Here is an 18869-nt window from a genome sequence, read left to right on the forward strand (position 1 = left end):
TCCAAATTCGGATATTCGCAATGAAAACTGGTAAAGAACTGAAACCCGGGACCGTGATCCGTCTCGAAAACGATCCTTGGCTGGTTCAGAAAGCTGAGTTCACCAAGTCGGGTCGTAACAGCGCGATCATGAAGACCAAGCTGAAGAACCTGCTGACCGGTTACAAGACCGAGATCGTCTACAGCGCCGACGACAAACTGGACGACGTGATCCTCGACCGCAAAGAAGCGACCCTGTCCTTCATCAGCGGCGACACCTACACGTTCATGGACACCACTGACTACACCATGTACGAGCTGAACGCCGAAGACATCGAAAGCGTTCTGCCATTCATCGAAGAAGGCATGACCGACGTCTGTGAAGCCGTGTTCTTCGAAGAGCGCCTGGTTTCCGTAGAACTGCCGACCACCATCGTGCGTCAGGTTGACTACACCGAAGGCTCCGCTCGCGGTGACACTTCCGGCAAGGTCATGAAGCCTGCCAAACTGAAGAACGGTACCGAGCTGTCGGTCGCTGACTTCATCGAAATCGGTGACATGATCGAGATCGATACCCGCGAAGGCGGTTCCTACAAAGGCCGCGCTAAATAAGCGAAGCCTTCTGTATGAAAAAGCCCGACCATTGAGTCGGGCTTTTTTATTTCAGGACTACACCACCGATTCCCGTGGCGAGGGAGCTTGCTCCCGCTGGGCTGCGCAGCAGCCCCAACCCAGGCAACTCGGTCATTCAGTCGTGCCGCCTTAACCGATTACGAGTGCTGCGCAGCCGAGCGGGAGCAAGCTCCCTCGCCACAAAGGCTTCTCCTGGTTCCATCATTATTTCAAGTGCTGCTTGAGCTCTTCGGATACCTGCAACATCGCCGAACGCACCGCAGGCACCTGGCTGACCACGTTGAGCAAGCCATAGTCGTGGATCATGCCGTTGTAGCGCACCGCCGTGACGGGCACACCGGCTGCGTCCAGCTTGCGGGCGTAGGCTTCACCCTCATCGCGCAAGACATCGGCCTCGGCGGTCTGCACCAGCGCTGGCGGCAGGCCCTTGAGTTGGGCGGTGCTGGCCCGCAGCGGCGAGGCATAGATCTCGCCGCGTTGCCCGGCATCGGTGGTGTAGTTGTCCCAGAACCACTTCATCATGTTTTTACTGAGGAAGTGTCCTTCGGCGAACTGGTTGTAGGACGCCGTCTCGAAGCTGGCATCGGTCACCGGCCACAGCAATGCCTGGAAACGGATCGCCGGCGTGCCTTTGTCCTTGGCCATCAGGGCCACGACCGCCGCCATGTTGCCGCCGACGCTGTTGCCCACCACGGCCAGGCGCTTGCCGTCGACGTTGATTTGCTTGCCGTGCTCGGCCACCCATTTCGTCGCGGCGTAGGCCTGGTTGATCGCCACCGGGTAATGCGCCTCGGGTGAGGGCGTGTAGTTGACGAACACCGCGACAGCACCCGAACCCGCCACCAGATCCCGAACCAGTCGTTCGTGGGTCGGGAAGTCCCCCAATACCCAGCCACCGCCGTGGAAGAACATGAACACGGGCAACTCACCCTTGACCCCGGCGGGGCGCACGATGGTCAGGCTGATCGGCTGGCCATCGACCTGGATGGTTTTCTCGCTGACATCGGCCTTGGGCAAGGTCAGTTTGACCCCCGCCTGGGCGCCCACCAATACGGCGCGGGCGTCCTTGGGCGACAGCTGCTCCAGTGGCTTGCCGGTACCGGCATTGAGCACGTCGAGAAACGCCTGGGTGTTATGTTCGACGATGCCGTCGGCGAAGGCACTGCTGACGCTGAGGGCAAGAAGGGTGGCGGTCAGGGCTTTGCTGAGCGTGTTCATGTGTATCTCCTTAAGTTCGGGGTCTAGGGTCGGTGGTCAGACAGTCACATGCAGGCGCACATCCACGTTGCCGCGGGTGGCGTTGGAGTACGGGCAGACTTGGTGAGCCGCGTCCACCAGGCTTTGCGCGTCGGCCTGGTCCAGCCCTGGCAGGCTGATGTGGAGGTCGATGTCGAGGCCGAAACCGCCAGGGATCTGGCCGATGCCGACATGGGCGGTAATCGAGGCGTCGTCCGGGATCTTGCGTTTGCTCTGGCTGGCCACGAATTTCAGGGCGCCGATGAAGCAGGCCGAGTAGCCGGCGGCGAACAGTTGCTCAGGGTTGGTCGCCGCACCGCCTGCACCGCCGAGTTCCTTGGGCGTGGCGAGTTTGACGTCAAGGATGTTGTCACTGGAGATCGCACGACCATCACGGCCGCCGGTGGAGGTTGCGATTGCGGTGTAGAGCGTTTGCATGATGAGAGCCTCGTTTCTGGGTTGGTTTTCTGCGCTAAATGTTTGCGCGCTAAGTAGGTGTGAAGAGAATTTATAGCGCTAATATTTTGTGCGCAATATAAATTTTCGAGGCGAGCATGAAAAAGCAAGCTGAAGAGGCTTGTAACCCTTGAGCTAGAGCGGTTTTGGATGTTAAAAAAATTTTAGCAGTGGCTTGGTAGGCAGGGAGGCCGCTATCGCGAGCAAGCTCGCTCCCACAGAGATCTGCTGGATGACGCAGGCCTTGCTCACACCAGAAATCCAATGTGGGAGCGAGCTTGCTCGCGATAGCGGTGGGTCAGTTGGCGGGGCTATCGGATGTGTCGACGCCTTCGCGAGCAAGCCCGCTCCCACAGAAGTCTGTTGGATGGCGCAGACTTTGCGGACACCAGAAATCCAATGTGGGAGCGAGCTTGCTCGCGATGGCGGTGGATCAGTTGACGAGATATTGGATGTGTCGGCGCCTTCGCGAGCAAGCCCGCTCCCATAGGGGGGAGGTCAGAGGCTGTCTTGCAAATGCCCGCGCAGCGTTTGCAGGTCAAGTTGCAGCTTCTTCAACTGCTCCAGGGTCTGGCCGCTGGCGGCGAGGATGCATTGGGGGATGTCGAGGGCCTTTTGCTGCAGGGCACGGCCCTGTTCGGTGAGTTCGACAATCACCACGCGTTCGTCCTCACGGCTGCGGGTGCGGCTCAACAGGCCTTCGGCCTCCAGGCGCTTGAGCAATGGGGTCAGCGAGCCGGGATCGGTAAGCAAACGTGTGCTGATTTCACCGACGGTCAATCCGTCCTTTTCCCACAACACCATCATCGCCAGGTATTGCGGATATGTCAGGCCCAGGGCCTGTAGCAACGGCTTATAGACCTTGGTCATCAGCAGCGACGTGGAGTGCAGGGCGAAGCAGACCTGGTTGTCGAGCAACAGGGCTTCACAGGCTTCGGGGGTGTCGCGCAACGTGTTCATGGCAAAACCTTCAATCATTGATCGTTACGAATCTAGCGGGCAAATCTTTAATGCGCCAGATAATTCTGACGACCTGATCAGATGTCCCGTTTCCCCGTTGTTGCCGACTGCGTAGGATATGCGCCCTGAGAAAAGGGGAATCGTCTTGTTCGAATTTGCGCTGTTTTTGGTGTTTGGTGCCGTGTTGGGCACCTTGGGGGGATTGTTCGGGATCGGTGGCGGGCTGATTGCCATTCCGGTCTTGGGCGTCTGGTTCGGCCTCGATCAGCAACTGGCCCAAGGTACGGCGCTGGTCATGGTGGTGCCCAATGTCATGCTTGCGTTGTGGCGCTATCACCAGCGCAATCGCATCGAGTTGCGCCATGTCCTGCCGTTGGCCTCCATGGGGTTCTGCTTTGCCTGGCTCGGCTCGATCTGGGCCGTGGGGATCGACGCGGACAGCATGCGGATCGGCTTCGTGGCGTTCCTGATCGCGCTGACGCTCTACAACCTGGTCCGCATGTTCGCCGCCACCGCACCCGCTTCGGCGCAGATGCGTCATGGCTGGCCATGGCTCGGCGTGCTGGGAGCCGCATCCGGCACCATGGGCGGTCTGTTCGGTGTCGGCGGGGCCGTGGTCGCCACGCCGATCCTGACCAGTATTTTTGGCACCACCCAGGTGGTTGCCCAAGGCTTGTCCCTGGCGCTGGCCTTGCCCAGTACCGGCGTGACCCTCGCCACGTATGCGTTTCACCACGAAGTGGACTGGAGCATCGGCTTGCCGCTGGCCGTCGGTGGCCTGCTGAGCATCAGTTGGGGGGTAAAAGTCGCCCACGCCTTGCCGGAGCGGCTGTTGCGTGGGCTGTTCTGCGGTTTCCTGGTGCTGTGCGCGGTGTTGCTCGCCTTTAAAGTTTGAAACCTTCGACGATGTGTTCGGCCAGGCACTCGGTGATCGGCGACGGGTTGTGCAGGTTGCGGATCAGCATGATGCTGGCCTCGGGCAGTTCCGGCAGGTCTTCGGCCTCGCCCAGTACGCGCATGTCCGGGGTCAGCAGGCTTTCCAGTTGCGCCGTGATTGCCAGGCCGGCACCCACCACCGCCATGAGCGCCGACAGGCTCGAGCTGTTGTAGGCCACGCGATAATCGCGGCCCATGGCGTCCAGCGCATTGCAGGCCCACTGCCGGCAGAAACAGTCACTGTTGAACATTGCCAGGGGCAGCGGTGTTTGTTCATGGACATTGAAGCAGGCGGCTTCGGCCCAGACAAAACGCTCCTTTCGCAGCAACTGGCCGATTTCGTCACCCGGCTTGCGGGTAACGATGGACAGGTCCAGGTCCTGGCGCAGCAGCAACTGCTTGGACGACTCGCAGTGCACTTCGATTTCGATCAGGGGATAGAACTGGGCGAAGCGTTGCAGGATGCCCGGCAAAAAGCGCATCACGTAATCATCCGGCGTGCCGATGCGCACGGTGCCGACCATGTGCGGTTCGCGCAGGGTATTGAACACCTCGCTGTGCAGCTTGAGGATCCGTCGGGCGTAACCCAGCAGTACCTGACCTTCGGCGGTGAGCTTGACCTGGCGCCCGTCGCGCTCGAACAGCCGTCGCTGCAAGACGTCTTCTTCCAGGCGCTTCATCTGCATGCTGACGGCAGACTGGGTGCGATTGACCAATTCCCCAGCCCGGGTGAAACCGCCTTGGTCGGCGATGGCGACAAAGGTACGCAGCACTTCCGTATCGATGCTCGGGTAACTCGACAATTGATCAATCTCCGAGATGTATTGCATAAGAAACATTCGTTGGATTGATCTTAGCGTTAGCGCGAGACTTGAGCCATCCCCAACGGAGGACATCACGATGAAAGGTCAAAAAGGTTATCTACTGATAGACAAACTCTCCCACGGCTTTTCCATCAGCGCCTTGCTGCACAAGTTTAGCCGCTGGTACGAATTGCACCACGAACGTGAACTGCTGGCCGGAATGAGCGACGAGGCGCTCAAGGACATCGGTGTGAGTCGTGCCGACGTGGAGCAGGAAGTGGTTCGGCCATTCTGGGATGACCCAATGCACAAATGAGCCATCCTTTCCTACACAAACCCCTTATTGGTGAGGTAGGTTGCGAGCAGACAAGGAGATCTCCATGCCCGCGACTGTGTCCTTTACCCTCAAACAGGCCCGGCGTCTGGCGTTGGCTGCCCAAGGATTCGATGGGCGGTCGTCGCCAGCTTCGGTGCAACCCTCGCGCCTCAACCGTCTGATCGAACGCCTCGGCGTCCTGCAGATCGACTCAGTCAATGCGCTGGTGCGCTCGCATTACCTCCCGTTGTTTTCCCGCCTCGGTGACTACCCCCGTGATTTGCTCGATCAAGCAGCCTGGAGCCAGGGCCGACGTCGCACGCTGTTCGAATACTGGGGCCATGAAGCGTCGCTGCTGCCGATCTCGATGTATCCGCTGATGCGTTGGCGCATGGATCGGGCGTTACGTGGCGAGGGCATCTACCACCAATTGGCGCGTTTCGGCCAGGAACGCCAGGATGTCATCCGCCGCGTCCTGGCGGCGGTCCAGGAGCAGGGCGCCCTTGGCGCAGGCAGCTTGTCCACCCGTCAGGAGAAGGCCGGGCCATGGTGGGACTGGAGCGCGGAGAAACATGCGCTGGAATGGCTATTCGCGGCGGGCGAAGTCACGGTGGCGGGGCGGCGTGGGTTCGAGCGGCTCTACGACTTGCCGGAGCGGGTACTGCCGGCTTCGATCCTGCAACAACCGTTGCCGGACGAAGCCCAGGCCCAACGCGCCTTGCTGGTACATGCCGCCGAAGCCTTGGGCATCGCGACCGAGAAAGACCTGCGCGACTACTTTCGCCTCGACCCGGCCGACAGCCGCGGGCGCTTGGCCGAACTGGAAGAGGCCGGGGAGCTGCTGCGCTGCCAGGTGCAGGGCTGGAAGCAACCGGCGTGGTGCCGACCCACGGCGAAAATCCCTCGCAAGGTCGCCGCCAGTGCCTTGCTGTCGCCGTTCGATTCGCTGGTCTGGGAGCGCGGCCGTACCGAGCGGTTGTTCGACTTTCGCTATCGCCTCGAAATCTACACCCCCGTGCACAAGCGGGTGTACGGCTACTACGTCTTGCCATTTCTGCATCACGAACGCATTGCGGCGCGGGTGGACTTGCGGGCGGAGCGGGCCTTGGGACAGTTGGCCGTGCATGCCGTGCACGAGGAGGCGCCGGGGCTGGACGAGGAGGGGATGCAGGCTTTGGCGCTGAACCTGTGGCGCATGGCCCGGTGGTTGGGATTGGAGCGGGTACAGCTCAATTGCCAGCGGGCGGGTGGGGTGCGGTTGGCGGTGGCGTTGGCTAAGTTGAGTGGTGACTGACCCGACGCTATCGCGAGCAAGCTCGCTCCCACAAGGAATCTCGGGTGACCACAAGCTTTGTGTTCACCGCCGATCCAATGTGGGAGCGAGCTTGCTCGCGATAGCAGTTTAACCGGCGAAGAAGAACCTACCGCCGAACCTGCTTCAACGTCTCCGCAATCAGAAACGCCAACTCCAGCGACTGATCGGCATTCATCCTCGGGTCGCAGTGGGTGTGGTAGCGGTCCGACAGCCCGTCCTCGGTAATCGGCCGCGCACCGCCGATGCATTCGGTGACATTTTGCCCGGTCATTTCGATGTGAATCCCGCCAGCATAGGTGCCTTCGGCTTCGTGGGCCTGGAAGAACTGCTTCACTTCACCGAGGATCTGCGCGAAGTCTCGGGTCTTGTAGCCGCTGCTGGCTTTGATGGTGTTGCCGTGCATCGGGTCGGAGCTCCACAGCACCTGCTTGCCTTCACGCTGCACGGCGCGCAACAGCGGTGGCAAGTGTTCGCCGACCTTGTTGGCGCCCATCCGGGCGATCAGGTTCAGACGGCCGGGGTCGTTGTCCGGGTTGAGCACGTCGATCAGGCGGATCAGGTCGTCCGGGTCCATGCTCGGACCGACCTTGACTCCGATCGGGTTGTTCACCCCGCGCAGGAATTCGACATGGGCACCGTCCAACTGGCGGGTACGGTCGCCGATCCACAGCATGTGGGCCGAGCAGTCGTAATAGTCGTTGGTCAGGCTGTCACGGCGCACGAACGCTTCTTCGTAATTGAGCAGCAATGCTTCGTGGGCGGTGAAGAAACTGGTTTCGCGCAATTGCGGTGAGCTGTCCATGCCGCAGGCGCGCATGAACGCCAGGGTTTCGTCGATGCGATCGGCCAGGTGGCTGTATTTTTCCGCCAGGGCCGAGTTGGCGATGAAGTCCAGGTTCCACTTGTGCACCTGGTGCAGATCGGCGAACCCGCCCTGGGCGAAGGCGCGCAGCAGGTTCAAGGTGGCGGTGGACTGGTGGTAGGACTGTAGCAACCGCTCCGGGTCCGGTACGCGGCTTTTTTCGTCGAAACCGATACCGTTGACGATGTCGCCCCGGTAGGCCGGCAGGGTCACGCCGTCGATGGTTTCGTCGTTGGCCGAGCGCGGCTTGGCGAATTGCCCGGCCATGCGCCCGACCTTGACCACCGGGCAGCCGGCGGCAAAGGTCATGACGATCGCCATCTGCAAGAGCACCTTGAAGGTGTCGCGGATCTTGGCCGCAGAGAACTCGGCAAAGCTTTCGGCGCAGTCGCCGCCTTGCAGCAGGAACGCCCGGCCCTGGGTCACCTCGGCGAACTGACGGCGCAATTCCCGGGCTTCACCGGCAAACACCAATGGCGGATAACTGGCCAGGGTCTGCTCCACCTGCAACAGGTGCGCGGCGTCGGGGTAGCGGGGTTGTTGCTGGATCGGCAGGGCGCGCCAGCTGTCAGGGCTCCAGGGTTGGCTCATCATGATCTCTAGGTGATTTACGCTCGGACGGCCATGTTATCAGCAAATTAGTGCGTGACCTGTTCCGCTTGCTTCGCGGACAATCGCGCCTTTGTCCCGTATCCGCAGGCTCATGCCGGCACGGCAATCATCAGGAGATGAAATGACAGAGGAGCGCGTCGAGCATTTGCTCGCCGAGGCGCACGACGAATTCGGCATGATTCGCGTATTCGAAGTGGCCGATTACCGGTTTCTGGAGTTCGGCGATGCCATCGAGCAAAGCTGCGTGTTCACGGCGGATCCGAGCTGGCTCGAATATGACTACACCCGCGCCATGCTCATCGGTGCGTTGTGTCACGAGCAGCCGGAAAGCGCGCTGTTCCTGGGGCTGGGCGCCGGTACGCTGACCCAGGCCTGCCTCAAGTTCCTGCCGCTGGAAGACGTCGAGGCCATTGAACTGCGCCCTGACGTACCGCGCCTGGCCATCGAATACCTGGGGTTAGACGACGATCCGCGACTGTACATCCGCGTTGGCGATGCCTTGGAGTTGCTTGAAACGGCGGAGCCGGCGGACCTGATTTTCGTCGACCTTTATACCGATGTCGGCCCAGGCGTTGGGCACCTGGCCTGGGGGTTCCTGGAAAACTGCCAGAAACGCCTCAACCCGGGCGGCTGGCTGGTGATCAACCAATGGGCCACCGACGACGGCAAGCCCTTGGGCGCGGCGCTGTTGCGCGGCTTGTACCACCGGCATTACTGGGAGCTGCCGGTGAAGGAGGGCAACGTGATCCTGATTGTGCCTGCGGACCTGGATCAGGAACTGGACATGCAAGGACTGGTCGCCAGGGCCGAAGGGCTGGCGCCGCGGCTGGGCTATTCCTTGCAGTCGTTGATCAAGGCCATTCGCCCGGCGACTTGATCAGAGAAGCCAAAAACCCTTATGGCGAGTGAGTTCCCCTGTGGCGAGGGAGCCTGTTCCCGCTGGGGCGCGAGCGGCCCCCCTTTCGATTTCAAATATCAACCCAGGCGTCTGCTTCGCAGCCGAGCGGGAGCAGGCTCCCTCGCCACAGGGGCGAAGACGTCTGGAGATGAATCGTTTTAGCTGGCGGCTCCAAGGCCTTGCGACAGCGAGCCCCATAACGGGGTTTGGTAATAAAAAAAGCTCCCTTTTCGGGCGAATTCCGGTATAGTGCGCGCCGGCCTTTAGCCGGGCCGCGTCAAGGTAGCGCAATTCTCCGAAGTCAGCTTCGGTTGCATGTCCGCACAACGGATGCTTCCACGACGTTCTTTTTCCATTCATTCGTTTTCGCAAATCCCCGCCGACAAAGCAGCCAGGGCGACTCTTGAGTCTCAACACGGCATGCGCAGCTTTGGAGCATGGGTCTTTGCGGATGCACTTAGAGGCAGACCCATGACCCAGGAAACCGGCGGCTTCGCCGCTTTTAATCTCAACCCGAACATTCTTGCTGCCGTCACCGCGACCGGCTACGAAGAACCTTCGGCGATTCAGCAGCAATCGATCCCGATCATCATGGCCGGCCACGACATGATTGGCCAGGCGCAAACCGGTACGGGTAAAACCGCTGCGTTCGCCCTGCCGATCCTGCATCGCATCGATCCTGCCAAGCGCGAACCGCAAGCCCTGATCCTGGCGCCAACCCGTGAGTTGGCGCTGCAAGTAGCCACCGCTTTCGAAACCTACTCCAAGCAAATGCCTGGCGTTACCGTTGTGGCCGTTTACGGCGGCGCCCCGATGGGCCCACAACTGAAAGCAATCCGTAATGGCGCGCAGATCGTTGTCGCCACTCCGGGTCGTCTGTGCGACCACCTGCGTCGTGACGAGAAAGTCCTGGCTACCGTGAACCACCTGGTTCTCGACGAAGCCGACGAGATGCTCAAGCTGGGCTTCATGGATGACCTGGAAGTCATCTTCAAGGCTCTGCCAGCAACCCGCCAGACTGTATTGTTCTCGGCCACCCTGCCGCAATCGATCCGTGCCATTGCCGAGCGCCACCTGCGCGATCCGCAACACGTGAAGATCCAGACCAAGACTCAGACCGTCACCGCGATCGAACAAGCTCACCTGCTGGTGCACGCCGACCAGAAGACTTCCGCCGTTCTCAGCTTGCTGGAAGTGGAAGACTTCGACGCCCTGATCATGTTCGTGCGCACCAAGCAAGCGACCCTGGACCTGGCCAGCGCCCTGGAAGCCAAAGGCTACAAAGCCGCTGCGCTGAACGGTGACATTGCCCAGAACCAGCGTGAGCGCGTGATCGATTCCCTCAAGGATGGCCGCCTGGACATCGTTGTGGCGACCGACGTCGCTGCCCGTGGCCTGGACGTTCCGCGCATCACCCACGTATTCAACGTGGACATGCCGTACGATCCGGAATCCTACGTTCACCGTATCGGCCGTACCGGCCGTGCCGGTCGCGAAGGCCGCGCGCTGCTGCTGGTCACCCCGCGTGAGCGCCGCATGCTGCAAGTGATCGAGCGTGTGACTGGCCAGAAGGTGGCTGAAGTTCGCCTGCCGGACGCCCAGGCCGTTCTCGATGCCCGCATCAAGAAACTGACCAACAGCCTGTCGCCCCTGGTGGCTGATGCCGAATCGACCCACGGTGAGCTGCTTGATCGCCTGACCGCCGACATCGGTTGCACCCCACGCGCCCTGGCCGCCGCACTGCTGCGCAAGGCCACCAATGGCCAAGCGCTGAACCTGGCTGCAATCGAGAAGGAACGTCCCCTGGTGCCGAACAACGCACCGCGTGGCGATCGTCCTGAGCGCACCGGTGACCGTCCGGACCGTGGTGATCGCGAGCGTCGTGCACCGATCTCGCTGGCCGAAGGTCGTGCGCGCTGCCGTACCGCGCTGGGTGCCCGAGACGGCATCGCGGCCAAGAACCTGCTGGGTGCCATCCTCAACGAAGGCGGCCTGGCCCGCGAAGCGATCGGCCGCATCCAGGTGCGTGACAGCTTCAGCCTGGTCGAGCTGCCGGAAGATGGTCTGGAGAAGTTGCTGACCAAGCTGAAAGACACCCGCGTGGCTGGCAAGCAGCTCAAGCTGCGTCGCTACCGCGAGGATTGATCGGCTCTTGGGCTGATTGATCGAACATGAAAAATCCCCGACTGGTTCGGGGATTTTTTTTTGGTGCGCCCAGCATGGGCGCAATCTTGTGGGTGAAAGTCCCGCCGTAAGCTGACCACAGCGAATGAAGTGAAGCGCAACTGCATGAGGGCGACCGAGTGTGGGGAGGAAGCGTGGAGCGAAGCCGTGAGCCGATGAACAAGAACCGGATATAAGGCGAAGCCGACCAGGGTGAGCGGGCCAAAAACCGCGAAACTCTTGTGGTCAAAGGGCGGCTGCGTAGATCCGGCGGCTGTGCGGTGAAGGATTGCGTTCTTACCTGGGGAGATCTCGCCTTATGCCTGAAAGGGCGACGGTGCAAACCGGAGCGAGAAGTCAGCAGAGGCCGTAGTAGTCTTTTTTTCTTTTTTTTGACGAAGGGCCGAACGAGAGAAAGCGTCATAGGCCATGTTGATGCGAAAGACCGGAAGTCAGATGCCTGCCAAACGCGGGGCGGATGGGAGGGACGCGAGCGGTGAAGCCGTGAGTGCCTCCATCAGCGACGAGGTCAATTGCCCGCAAGATGAATCCTACAACGCAGGGCAAGGGCTGCTGGAACGGGCCTTTGCGAGAGCGAACCTGAAACGGGCTTGGAGACGAGTCAGGGCCAACAAAGGAGCTGCTGGAGTCGACGGTTTGGACATTGAACAGACCGCCAAACTTTTGCAGTCCCGATGGCCTGTGATCTGCGAACAGCTTCTTTCAGGCGTCTACCGGCCCAGTCCGGTACGGCGCGTGGTCATTCCCAAGCCTGACGGCGGTGAACGCGAGTTAGGCATTCCAACGGTCACCGACCGGTTGATTCAACAAGCGCTGCTGCAAGTCCTGCAACCACTGCTCGATCCAACCTTCAGTGAACACAGCTACGGCTTTCGTCCGGGGCGCAGTGCGCAGGACGCCATCCTGGCGGCTCAGCGCCATGTGTCTGCGGGGCTCAAGGTGGTAGTGGATGTTGATCTGGAGAAGTTCTTCGACCGGGTCGACCACGACATCTTGATGGATCGCTTACGCAAACGGATAGCAGATCAGGCGGTCATTCGCCTGATCCGTGCGTATCTGGATGCGGGAACGCTGATCAATGGCGTGGTCGAGAAAAGCCGCCTGGGGACGCCGCAAGGCGGCCCGCTGTCGCCGTTGCTGGCGAACGTGCTGCTGGACGAAGTGGATCGAGAGCTTGAACGCCGAGGTCATAGTTTTGTGCGCTATGCCGATGATGCGAATGTGTACGTTCGCAGTCAGAAGGCCGGGCAGCGAGTGATGTCCTTGCTCAAGTGTCTGTATGAAAAGCTGCACTTGAGCGTCAACGAGAGCAAGAGTGCGGTGACGAGTGCGTTTGGTCGCAAGTTTCTGGGATACGCCTTCTGGGCCTCTCAGGGCGAAGCCAAGCGAGCCGTCTCATTTAAAGCGCAAAAGCAGTTCAAGCAGCGAATACGCTGGCACACCCGACGCTCATGTGGCCGTAGTTTGCAGCAGATCGTCGATGATCTGCGCCCTTACATTCTGGGTTGGAAAGCTTATTTCGGACTGTCGCAAACCCCAGCCGTCTGGCGCGAGCTGGACGAATGGATACGGCACCGATTACGAGCAATCCAGCTCAAGCAATGGAAGCGCGGAACGACGACCTACCGGGCGTTGCGGGCACTGGGGGCGAGTGTGGAAGTCGCGAGGAAGATCGCGGGGAATGCTCGCCGTTGGTGGAGCAACAGCCGGTATGAGCTGAACCGTGTGCTGAGTATCGCCTGGTTCGACAGCTTGGGTTTACCGCGTCTCTCCTGACCTCAATCTCTCGAACCGCCCGGTGCGGACCCGCATGCCGGGTGGTGTGGCAGGGGAACGGCCTATGAAGGCCGTCCCCTATGCCGATCCTGGCGTTTGGTGTGTCTTCAGGGGAGGTGTCGTGGACGCCAATCGCGAGCAAGCTCGCTCCCACACCGGATTTGTGGCGCTCACAAACTCCCTGTGGGAGCGAGCTTGCTCGCGATTGCAGCGACGCGGTCCATCAGTCGAACCGATAGATATCCATCCCCAGCGTCCCCATCGTGAACCCCGCATGGGCAACACTGAATGTCCCACCCGCTCCCCGGGCAAAGTACAACGGCAACAAGTGCTCGTCGCTGGGGTGGCTGCGTACGGCATTGGGCGCTTGACGCCGGTAGTCGTGCAGCGCGGCCTCATCGTCGGCCGCCAGTCGCTCGACCATCCAATCGCGAAACGCCTTGGCCCAGGGTTCGATGCTGTCAGGGCCGGCGTTCCAGTCCAGGTCGCGCAGGTTATGAGTGATGCTGCCGGAGCCGATCAGCAGGACGCCCTCTTGGCGCAGGCTTGCCAGGGCCTGGCCGACCTGTGTCTGCAACACCGGTCCCTGGCGGCTGGGGAGGGAAACCTGCACCACCGGAATGTCGGCCTCGGGGTACATCAACGACAATGGCACCCAGACGCCATGGTCGGACGGCCGTTGAGGGTCGAGGCGGGCCGGCAGGTGCGCGGCGTTAAGCATGTCTGCTACCTGCATCGCCAGCTGAGGATCGCCAGGCGCGGGGTACTGCACTTCATACAGCGCGGGGGGAAAGCCCCCGAAGTCGTGCCAGGTGCGCGGCTGCGGATTGGCGCTGACCAGCAGTTCGTTGCTTTCCCAGTGGGCGGACACGATGACGATGGCCTTGGGCTTGGGCTTGGGCAATTGAGCTGCCAGGCGAGCCAGTGCCGGGCCGCTGGCACCGGGCTCCAGGGCGAGCATCGGTGAGCCATGGGAGATAAACAGGCTGGGCAGCATGAACGGACTCCTGAGCGTTAAGATGGGTCATCTTCCGTCAGGTCTATGATCTAAATCTAATATAAGTTTTAGCCCGTTTTGATCGAATTTTTGGAGCGAATCATGGAGCCCGAGTTTTGGCACAAGCGCTGGTCATCGAACCAGATTGGTTTTCATTTGCCGCAGGTGAACCCCTACCTGCAACGTTTCTGGCCGCAACTGGGATTGACCCAGGGCAGTCGGGTGTTGGTGCCGTTGTGTGGCAAAAGCCTGGATCTGCTGTGGCTTGCCCATCAGGGCTACTCGGTGCTGGGCGTGGAGTTGTCGGAAAAAGCCGCCACTGATTTTTTTCTTGAGCAGCAGCTTGAGCCGGTTGTGAGTGAAGAGGGGGCTTTCAGGGTGTTCCGTGCCGGTGATATCGAGATTCGCTGCGGTGATTTCTTTGCCCTGGGCCCGCAGGATGTGGCCGATTGCACGGGGCTGTACGACCGCGCTGCGTTGATTGCCTTGCCTATGCCGATGCGGGAGCGGTACGCGGCTCACCTGCAGGGGATCTTGCCCGGCGGTGTCGGTTTGTTGATTACCTTGGATTACAACCAGGATGAAATGCCCGGCCCACCGTTTTCCGTCGGTGATGATGAGGTGCGGCGGCTGTGGGGAGAGGGCTGGCGGCTGGAGGTTTTGCAGGAGCAGGATGTGCTGGGGGAGAGCTGGAAGTTTTTGCAGGCGGGGGTGACGAGGTTGGATGAGCGGGTGTATCGAATTTCCAGGTATTGATGAGCCCGTATCACTGGCTAATGCTGTTCACTTGAGCCGTTATTGAAGATCTTGAGGTGTGTATATCCATTGCTGCGGTAACGGCTGCTTAGGGATGGCCCTTACGGCGGGTCACTTTTGGAAGAGCCGGGAGCCGGACCAGCCAAAAGTAACCAAAAACGCTTTGCCCCACCACTCGGCACCTCGCCTAGGCTCGGTGTGCCCGAACGCAGGCATTGCTCCGTGGGCCGCCGCGAAGGGCCATCCATGGCCCAGCGCGGCTATCCCGGCATCCATGCCGGGATGCCCACTGCGCAATACCTGCGTTCGGCCAGCGTGGTTTAACGGGGCGTCCAGATCAAAGTCCAAAGAAAGAGCAAGAGCGGGATACATGCCAGCATCTGTTTAGCTGAACCACCGCTATCGCGAGCAAGCTCGCTCCCACACTGAATCTTCAGCAGACACAAAATCCATGTACACCGCAAAACCCGTGGGAGCGAGCCTGCTCGCGATGAGGCCAGCAAACCCAACATCCCTGTGACTGAACCACCGCCATCGCGAGCAGGCTCGCTCCCACACTCATCCCACAGGAGAAACGCGGTCCCGCCATGAACCAGGTCGGCTATCAGGCCGCCTCGCGGTGGACGTTGATCTCGGACGCCCCGTTAAACCACGATGGCTGAACGAAGGCGTTGTGGAGTGGGCACCTCGGCATGGATGCCGAGGTAGCCGCGCTGGGCCATGGATGGCCCTTCGCGGCGGGCCCACGGAGCAATGCCTTCGTTCAGGCATGCCGAGCCTAAGCGAGGCACCGAGTGGTGGGGCAAAAGCGTTTTTGGTTACTTTTGGCGCTCTTCCAAAAGTGACCCGCCGTAAGGGCGGAACCCTAAGTGGCCGTTACCGCAGCAACGGATATACACACCACTCTAAAAAACAGAGAACAAAAAAACGGCGCTTCCCATTTCTGAAGAGGCGCCGTTTTTTCTAAGTGAACAGCATTACGCTTGACGCTCGAACCTGTCAGCCGCGACGACGCAGAGCGTCAATACGCTCTTCCAGCGGCGGGTGACTCATGAACATGCGTGCCAGGCCCTGCTTGATGCCACCGTTGATGCCAAAGGCATTCAGGGTATCGGGCATATGCACTGGCAGGCCTTGCTCTGCACGCAGACGTTGCAGGGCACCGATCATGGCGCTGGTGCCAGCCAGGCGTGCACCGGCGTCGTCGGCGCGGAACTCGCGTTTGCGCGAGAACCACATGACGATGGCGCTGGCGAGGATGCCCAGTACCAGCTCGGCGAAGATCGTCGCCACGTAGTAGGCGATGCCCTGGCCTTCTTCGTTCTTGAAGATCACCTTGTCGACGAAATTACCGATGATCCGCGCGAAGAACATCACGAAGGTGTTCACCACGCCTTGGATCAGCGCCAGGGTCACCATGTCGCCGTTGGCAACGTGGCCGATCTCGTGGGCCAGCACGGCCTTGACTTCATCGGGCGAGAACCGCTCGAGCAAACCCTGGCTGACGGCGACCAGGGCGTCGTTCTTGTTCCAGCCCGTGGCGAAGGCGTTGGCCTCGTAGGCGGGGAAGATACCCACTTCCGGCATCTTGATACCGGCTTCGCGGGACAACTGCTCGACGGTCTGCAGCAGCCATTGTTCGTGACGCGTGCGCGGCTGGCTGATGATCTGGGTGCCGGTGCTCATCTTCGCCATCCACTTGGAGATGAACAGCGAGAACAGGGAACCGGCGAAACCGAACACCGCACAGAAGATCAGCAGCTGATTGAGGTTGAGGTCAACCCCATTGGCCGCCATGAACCCGTTGAAGCCAAAGAGGCTCAGGGTGATGCTGGCAATCAGCACGACCGCCAGGTTAGTGGCCAAGAACAGCAGGATGCGCATCATGGTTGTGAAAATCTCCTCATGCTAAAGATGTAGCGTTATGCGGGGTATATAAGGTGCTGCCGCAGGCTATTCAACTCGCCGACTATTTCAAACTGTGTCCTACAAGCGTCCTAAATGCTTGAAAGACTTTTCTGAAAGTGACCAGGGAAAAGAAATGCGGTGCCTGCCCCCCGTGAACGTTGAGCCCAGATGCACATTGGCCGTCCAGTCCCCAGTGTAGAAGGCCCGACGGAGTCGGCGGAACGGATATGTTGCTGAATCAAACAGCGTGCGAGGGGAGGACGCCTCGCACGCTGCCCGGCTTATTGACGGTAGGACTTGAGGAAGTTGCCGATCCGGCCAATGGCCTGGTCGAGGTCATCGACCCGCGGCAGGGTCACGACGCGGAAATGGTCCGGCCATGGCCAGTTGAACGCCGTACCCTGGACCACCAGCAGCTTCTCGGACAGCAGCAGGTCGAGGACGAACTTCTCATCGTTGTGGATCGGGCAGACCTTCGGGTCGATCCGTGGGAAGGCATACAGCGCGCCCATCGGCTTGACACAACTGACGCCGGGAATGTCGTTGAGCAGTTCCCAGGTGCGATTGCGCTGTTCCAGCAGCCGGCCCTGGGGCAGGACCAGGTCGTTGATGCTCTGGTAGCCGCCCAGCGCCGTCTGGATCGCATGCTGGCTCGGCACGTTGGCGCACAGGCGCATGTTGGCCAGCATGTCGATGCCTTCGATGTAGCTCTGGGCATGGTGCTTGGGCCCGGAGATGGCGATCCAGCCGGAGCGGAAGCCGGCGACCCGATAGGACTTGGACAGGCCGTTGAAGGTCAGGCACAACAGGTCCGGCGCCAGGGAGGCGGTGCATACGTGCACGGCGTCGTCGTAGAGGATCTTGTCGTAGATCTCGTCGGAGAACACCACCAGGTTGTGCTGGCGGGCCAGTTCCAGCATGCCCAGCAGCACTTCCCGGGAATACACGGCGCCGGTCGGGTTGTTCGGGTTGATGATCACCAGGGCCTTGGTATTGGGCGTGATCTTGGCCTTGATGTCCGCCAGGTCGGGAAACCAGTTGGCCTGTTCGTCGCACAGGTAATGCACCGGGTTGCCGCCGGACAGGCTCACGGCAGCGGTCCACAGCGGATAGTCCGGTGCCGGCACCAGCACTTCGTCACCGTTGTTGAGCAGGGCCTGCATGGACATCACGATCAACTCGGACACGCCGTTGCCCAGGTAGATGTCCTCGATGCCGATCCCTTCGACCTGCTTCTGCTGGTAATACTGCATCACGGCCTTGCGCGCGCTGAACAGGCCTTTGGAGTCGCTGTAGCCTTGGGCGGTCGGCAGGTTGCGGATGACGTCCTGGAGGATTTCATCGGGCGCTTCGAAACCAAAGGGGGCCGGGTTGCCGATGTTCAGCTTGAGGATGCGATGGCCTTCCTCTTCCAGGCGTTTGGCGTGCTTGAGCACCGGGCCGCGAATGTCGTAGCAGACGTTGGCGAGCTTGTTCGATTTGCTGACCTGCATGGCGATGTGTTCCCGAAAATGAACGATCCAGGCGGCGTATGAACTACCGTACTGGGAATCCTGCGTCTGTGCCCAGGCCTGACGCGGTATAGGTGCCACAATCCGTTTGAATGCGCATGACGTGACTGCCAGACTGGCGTCTGACGAGGCGCAATCATACGTGCCGCCCGATCTGCGGAAAAGCGTCGGATCGGGCTTTTTCAATTGCCGAGGTAGGACGATGGAAAAGTTGCAGAAAACCCTTGAAGAATGGCGCGCCATGCTCGACCCGGAGCAGTACAACGTCTGTCGGTTGAAGGGCACCGAGCGGCCATTCTCCGGCAAATACAACGCCACCAAGACCGACGGTGTGTATCACTGCATCTGCTGCAACGAGCCGTTGTTCGACTCGCAGACCAAATTCGATTCGGGCTGTGGCTGGCCGAGTTTCTACGCGCCCCTTGAAGGCAGCGCGGTGGTGGAGGTGCGGGACGTCAGCCACGGCATGATTCGCACCGAGGTGGTCTGTGCCAAATGCGACGCCCACCTGGGCCACGTCTTCCCCGACGGCCCGCCGCCCACGGGGTTGCGGTACTGCATCAACTCGGTGTGCCTGGATCTCGTGCCTCGGTAGGGACTGTTCACCATAATCCCCCTGTGGCGAGGGAGCTTGCTCCCGCTGGGCGGCGCAGCCGCCCCAAAACGGCCTGGCATAGTTCTCCTGGCAGACCGCGTCGGCCGGTTTTACGACGGCTGCGCCGCCGAGCGGGA

At 60.7% G+C, this 18869-nt stretch carries 17 protein-coding genes; 9 read left to right on the forward strand and 8 right to left on the reverse strand.

Features of this window, described 5'->3' with window-relative positions:
- Positions 1-20: 20 nt before the first annotated feature.
- Positions 21-590, forward strand: a complete 570-nt coding sequence (locus tag AC515T_RS08780; RefSeq protein WP_003199385.1) for an elongation factor P — start codon at positions 21-23, stop codon at positions 588-590.
- A 225-nt stretch (positions 591-815) separates the two neighbouring features.
- On the opposite strand, the gene AC515T_RS08785 is transcribed toward AC515T_RS08780, so the two are convergent.
- The 3 genes from AC515T_RS08785 to AC515T_RS08795 all read right to left on the reverse strand — a co-directional run bounded on the left by AC515T_RS08785 (position 816) and on the right by AC515T_RS08795 (position 3263).
- Entirely contained in the window at positions 816-1829 is a 1014-nt protein-coding gene (locus tag AC515T_RS08785; RefSeq protein WP_496532168.1) for an alpha/beta hydrolase, read from the reverse strand.
- 36 nt (positions 1830-1865) lie between these two features.
- Positions 1866-2285: an organic hydroperoxide resistance protein gene (locus AC515T_RS08790; protein WP_003199389.1), complete on the reverse strand. Its 420-nt coding sequence runs from the start codon at positions 2283-2285 to the stop codon at positions 1866-1868.
- Between the two features lie 516 nt (positions 2286-2801).
- Positions 2802-3263: a MarR family winged helix-turn-helix transcriptional regulator gene (locus AC515T_RS08795; RefSeq protein ID WP_496532169.1), complete on the reverse strand. Its 462-nt coding sequence runs from the start codon at positions 3261-3263 to the stop codon at positions 2802-2804.
- Between the two features lie 145 nt (positions 3264-3408).
- Between AC515T_RS08795 and AC515T_RS08800 the strand changes: the two genes are divergently transcribed.
- Positions 3409-4158 carry a sulfite exporter TauE/SafE family protein gene (locus AC515T_RS08800; protein WP_496532170.1) on the forward strand — a complete coding sequence of 250 codons (750 nt, stop codon included), beginning with the start codon at positions 3409-3411 and terminating at the stop codon, positions 4156-4158.
- On the opposite strand, the gene AC515T_RS08805 is transcribed toward AC515T_RS08800, so the two are convergent.
- On the reverse strand, positions 4148-5002 hold the full coding sequence (locus AC515T_RS08805) for a LysR substrate-binding domain-containing protein (RefSeq protein WP_027912697.1): 855 nt from the start codon (positions 5000-5002) through the stop codon (positions 4148-4150). The two genes, AC515T_RS08800 and AC515T_RS08805, sit on opposite strands and share 11 nt — an antisense overlap.
- Before the next feature lie 97 nt (positions 5003-5099).
- Here AC515T_RS08805 and AC515T_RS08810 point away from each other — a divergent pair, with 97 nt between their 5' ends.
- Positions 5100-5318, forward strand: a complete 219-nt coding sequence (locus AC515T_RS08810) for a DUF1127 domain-containing protein (protein ID WP_053120494.1) — start codon at positions 5100-5102, stop codon at positions 5316-5318.
- Between the two features lie 64 nt (positions 5319-5382).
- Complete coding sequence (locus AC515T_RS08815) at positions 5383-6612, forward strand: winged helix-turn-helix domain-containing protein (RefSeq protein WP_496532171.1); 1230 nt, start codon at positions 5383-5385, stop codon at positions 6610-6612.
- Positions 6613-6739: 127 nt separating this feature from the next.
- Here AC515T_RS08815 and AC515T_RS08820 read toward each other — a convergent pair whose 3' ends face one another.
- Positions 6740-8086: a class II 3-deoxy-7-phosphoheptulonate synthase gene (locus tag AC515T_RS08820; protein WP_109751450.1), complete on the reverse strand. Its 1347-nt coding sequence runs from the start codon at positions 8084-8086 to the stop codon at positions 6740-6742.
- A gap of 142 nt (positions 8087-8228) precedes the next feature.
- Between AC515T_RS08820 and AC515T_RS08825 the strand changes: the two genes are divergently transcribed.
- From AC515T_RS08825 to ltrA, 3 genes are all read left to right on the forward strand, one after another.
- Positions 8229-8984, forward strand: a complete 756-nt coding sequence (locus AC515T_RS08825; protein WP_496532172.1) for a spermidine synthase — start codon at positions 8229-8231, stop codon at positions 8982-8984.
- A gap of 492 nt (positions 8985-9476) precedes the next feature.
- Positions 9477-11150, forward strand: coding sequence for a DEAD/DEAH box helicase (locus AC515T_RS08830; protein WP_496532173.1), 1674 nt, complete (start codon positions 9477-9479; stop codon positions 11148-11150).
- 447 nt (positions 11151-11597) lie between these two features.
- Positions 11598-12965 (forward strand): group II intron reverse transcriptase/maturase, encoded by a 1368-nt coding sequence (ltrA, locus tag AC515T_RS08835; RefSeq protein ID WP_496529475.1) that lies wholly within the window; start codon positions 11598-11600, stop codon positions 12963-12965.
- 223 nt (positions 12966-13188) lie between these two features.
- Here the strand turns inward: ltrA and AC515T_RS08840 are convergent, their stop codons facing one another.
- A complete protein-coding gene (locus tag AC515T_RS08840; protein ID WP_496532174.1) occupies positions 13189-13962 on the reverse strand; it encodes a DODA-type extradiol aromatic ring-opening family dioxygenase in 774 nt (257 codons plus the stop codon).
- 102 nt (positions 13963-14064) lie between these two features.
- Here AC515T_RS08840 and AC515T_RS08845 point away from each other — a divergent pair, with 102 nt between their 5' ends.
- Positions 14065-14718, forward strand: coding sequence for a thiopurine S-methyltransferase (locus AC515T_RS08845; protein ID WP_496532175.1), 654 nt, complete (start codon positions 14065-14067; stop codon positions 14716-14718).
- Positions 14719-15717: 999 nt separating this feature from the next.
- Here the strand turns inward: AC515T_RS08845 and htpX are convergent.
- Positions 15718-16605 (reverse strand): protease HtpX, encoded by an 888-nt coding sequence (htpX, locus tag AC515T_RS08850; RefSeq protein ID WP_003183732.1) that lies wholly within the window; start codon positions 16603-16605, stop codon positions 15718-15720.
- A 302-nt stretch (positions 16606-16907) separates the two neighbouring features.
- Positions 16908-18119: a pyridoxal phosphate-dependent aminotransferase gene (locus AC515T_RS08855; RefSeq protein ID WP_018603142.1), complete on the reverse strand. Its 1212-nt coding sequence runs from the start codon at positions 18117-18119 to the stop codon at positions 16908-16910.
- A gap of 220 nt (positions 18120-18339) precedes the next feature.
- On the opposite strand from AC515T_RS08855, the gene msrB reads away from it, so the two are divergent.
- Positions 18340-18732 carry a peptide-methionine (R)-S-oxide reductase MsrB gene (gene msrB / locus AC515T_RS08860; RefSeq protein WP_496532176.1) on the forward strand — a complete coding sequence of 131 codons (393 nt, stop codon included), beginning with the start codon at positions 18340-18342 and terminating at the stop codon, positions 18730-18732.
- Positions 18733-18869 lie beyond the last annotated feature (137 nt).

It is taken from the genome of Pseudomonas sp. FSO-7 (genome assembly GCF_059579345.1).

Excerpts from the sequence above, each read along its gene's own strand:
- AC515T_RS08785 (WP_496532168.1), bottom strand. The coding sequence starts at position 1,829 with ATGAACACGCTCAGCAAAGCCCTGACCGCCACCCTTCTTGCCCTCAGC.
- AC515T_RS08790 (WP_003199389.1), bottom strand. The coding sequence starts at position 2,285 with ATGCAAACGCTCTACACCGCAATCGCAACCTCCACCGGCGGCCGTGAT.
- AC515T_RS08830 (WP_496532173.1), top strand. The coding sequence starts at position 9,477 with ATGACCCAGGAAACCGGCGGCTTCGCCGCTTTTAATCTCAACCCGAAC.
- AC515T_RS08820 (WP_109751450.1), bottom strand. The coding sequence starts at position 8,086 with ATGAGCCAACCCTGGAGCCCTGACAGCTGGCGCGCCCTGCCGATCCAG.
- ltrA (WP_496529475.1), top strand. The coding sequence starts at position 11,598 with ATGTTGATGCGAAAGACCGGAAGTCAGATGCCTGCCAAACGCGGGGCG.
- msrB (WP_496532176.1), top strand. The coding sequence starts at position 18,340 with ATGGAAAAGTTGCAGAAAACCCTTGAAGAATGGCGCGCCATGCTCGAC.
- AC515T_RS08815 (WP_496532171.1), top strand. The coding sequence starts at position 5,383 with ATGCCCGCGACTGTGTCCTTTACCCTCAAACAGGCCCGGCGTCTGGCG.
- AC515T_RS08795 (WP_496532169.1), bottom strand. The coding sequence starts at position 3,263 with ATGAACACGTTGCGCGACACCCCCGAAGCCTGTGAAGCCCTGTTGCTC.
- AC515T_RS08825 (WP_496532172.1), top strand. The coding sequence starts at position 8,229 with ATGACAGAGGAGCGCGTCGAGCATTTGCTCGCCGAGGCGCACGACGAA.
- AC515T_RS08845 (WP_496532175.1), top strand. The coding sequence starts at position 14,065 with ATGGAGCCCGAGTTTTGGCACAAGCGCTGGTCATCGAACCAGATTGGT.
- AC515T_RS08855 (WP_018603142.1), bottom strand. The coding sequence starts at position 18,119 with ATGCAGGTCAGCAAATCGAACAAGCTCGCCAACGTCTGCTACGACATT.
- AC515T_RS08810 (WP_053120494.1), top strand. The coding sequence starts at position 5,100 with ATGAAAGGTCAAAAAGGTTATCTACTGATAGACAAACTCTCCCACGGC.
- AC515T_RS08840 (WP_496532174.1), bottom strand. The coding sequence starts at position 13,962 with ATGCTGCCCAGCCTGTTTATCTCCCATGGCTCACCGATGCTCGCCCTG.
- htpX (WP_003183732.1), bottom strand. The coding sequence starts at position 16,605 with ATGATGCGCATCCTGCTGTTCTTGGCCACTAACCTGGCGGTCGTGCTG.
- AC515T_RS08780 (WP_003199385.1), top strand. The coding sequence starts at position 21 with ATGAAAACTGGTAAAGAACTGAAACCCGGGACCGTGATCCGTCTCGAA.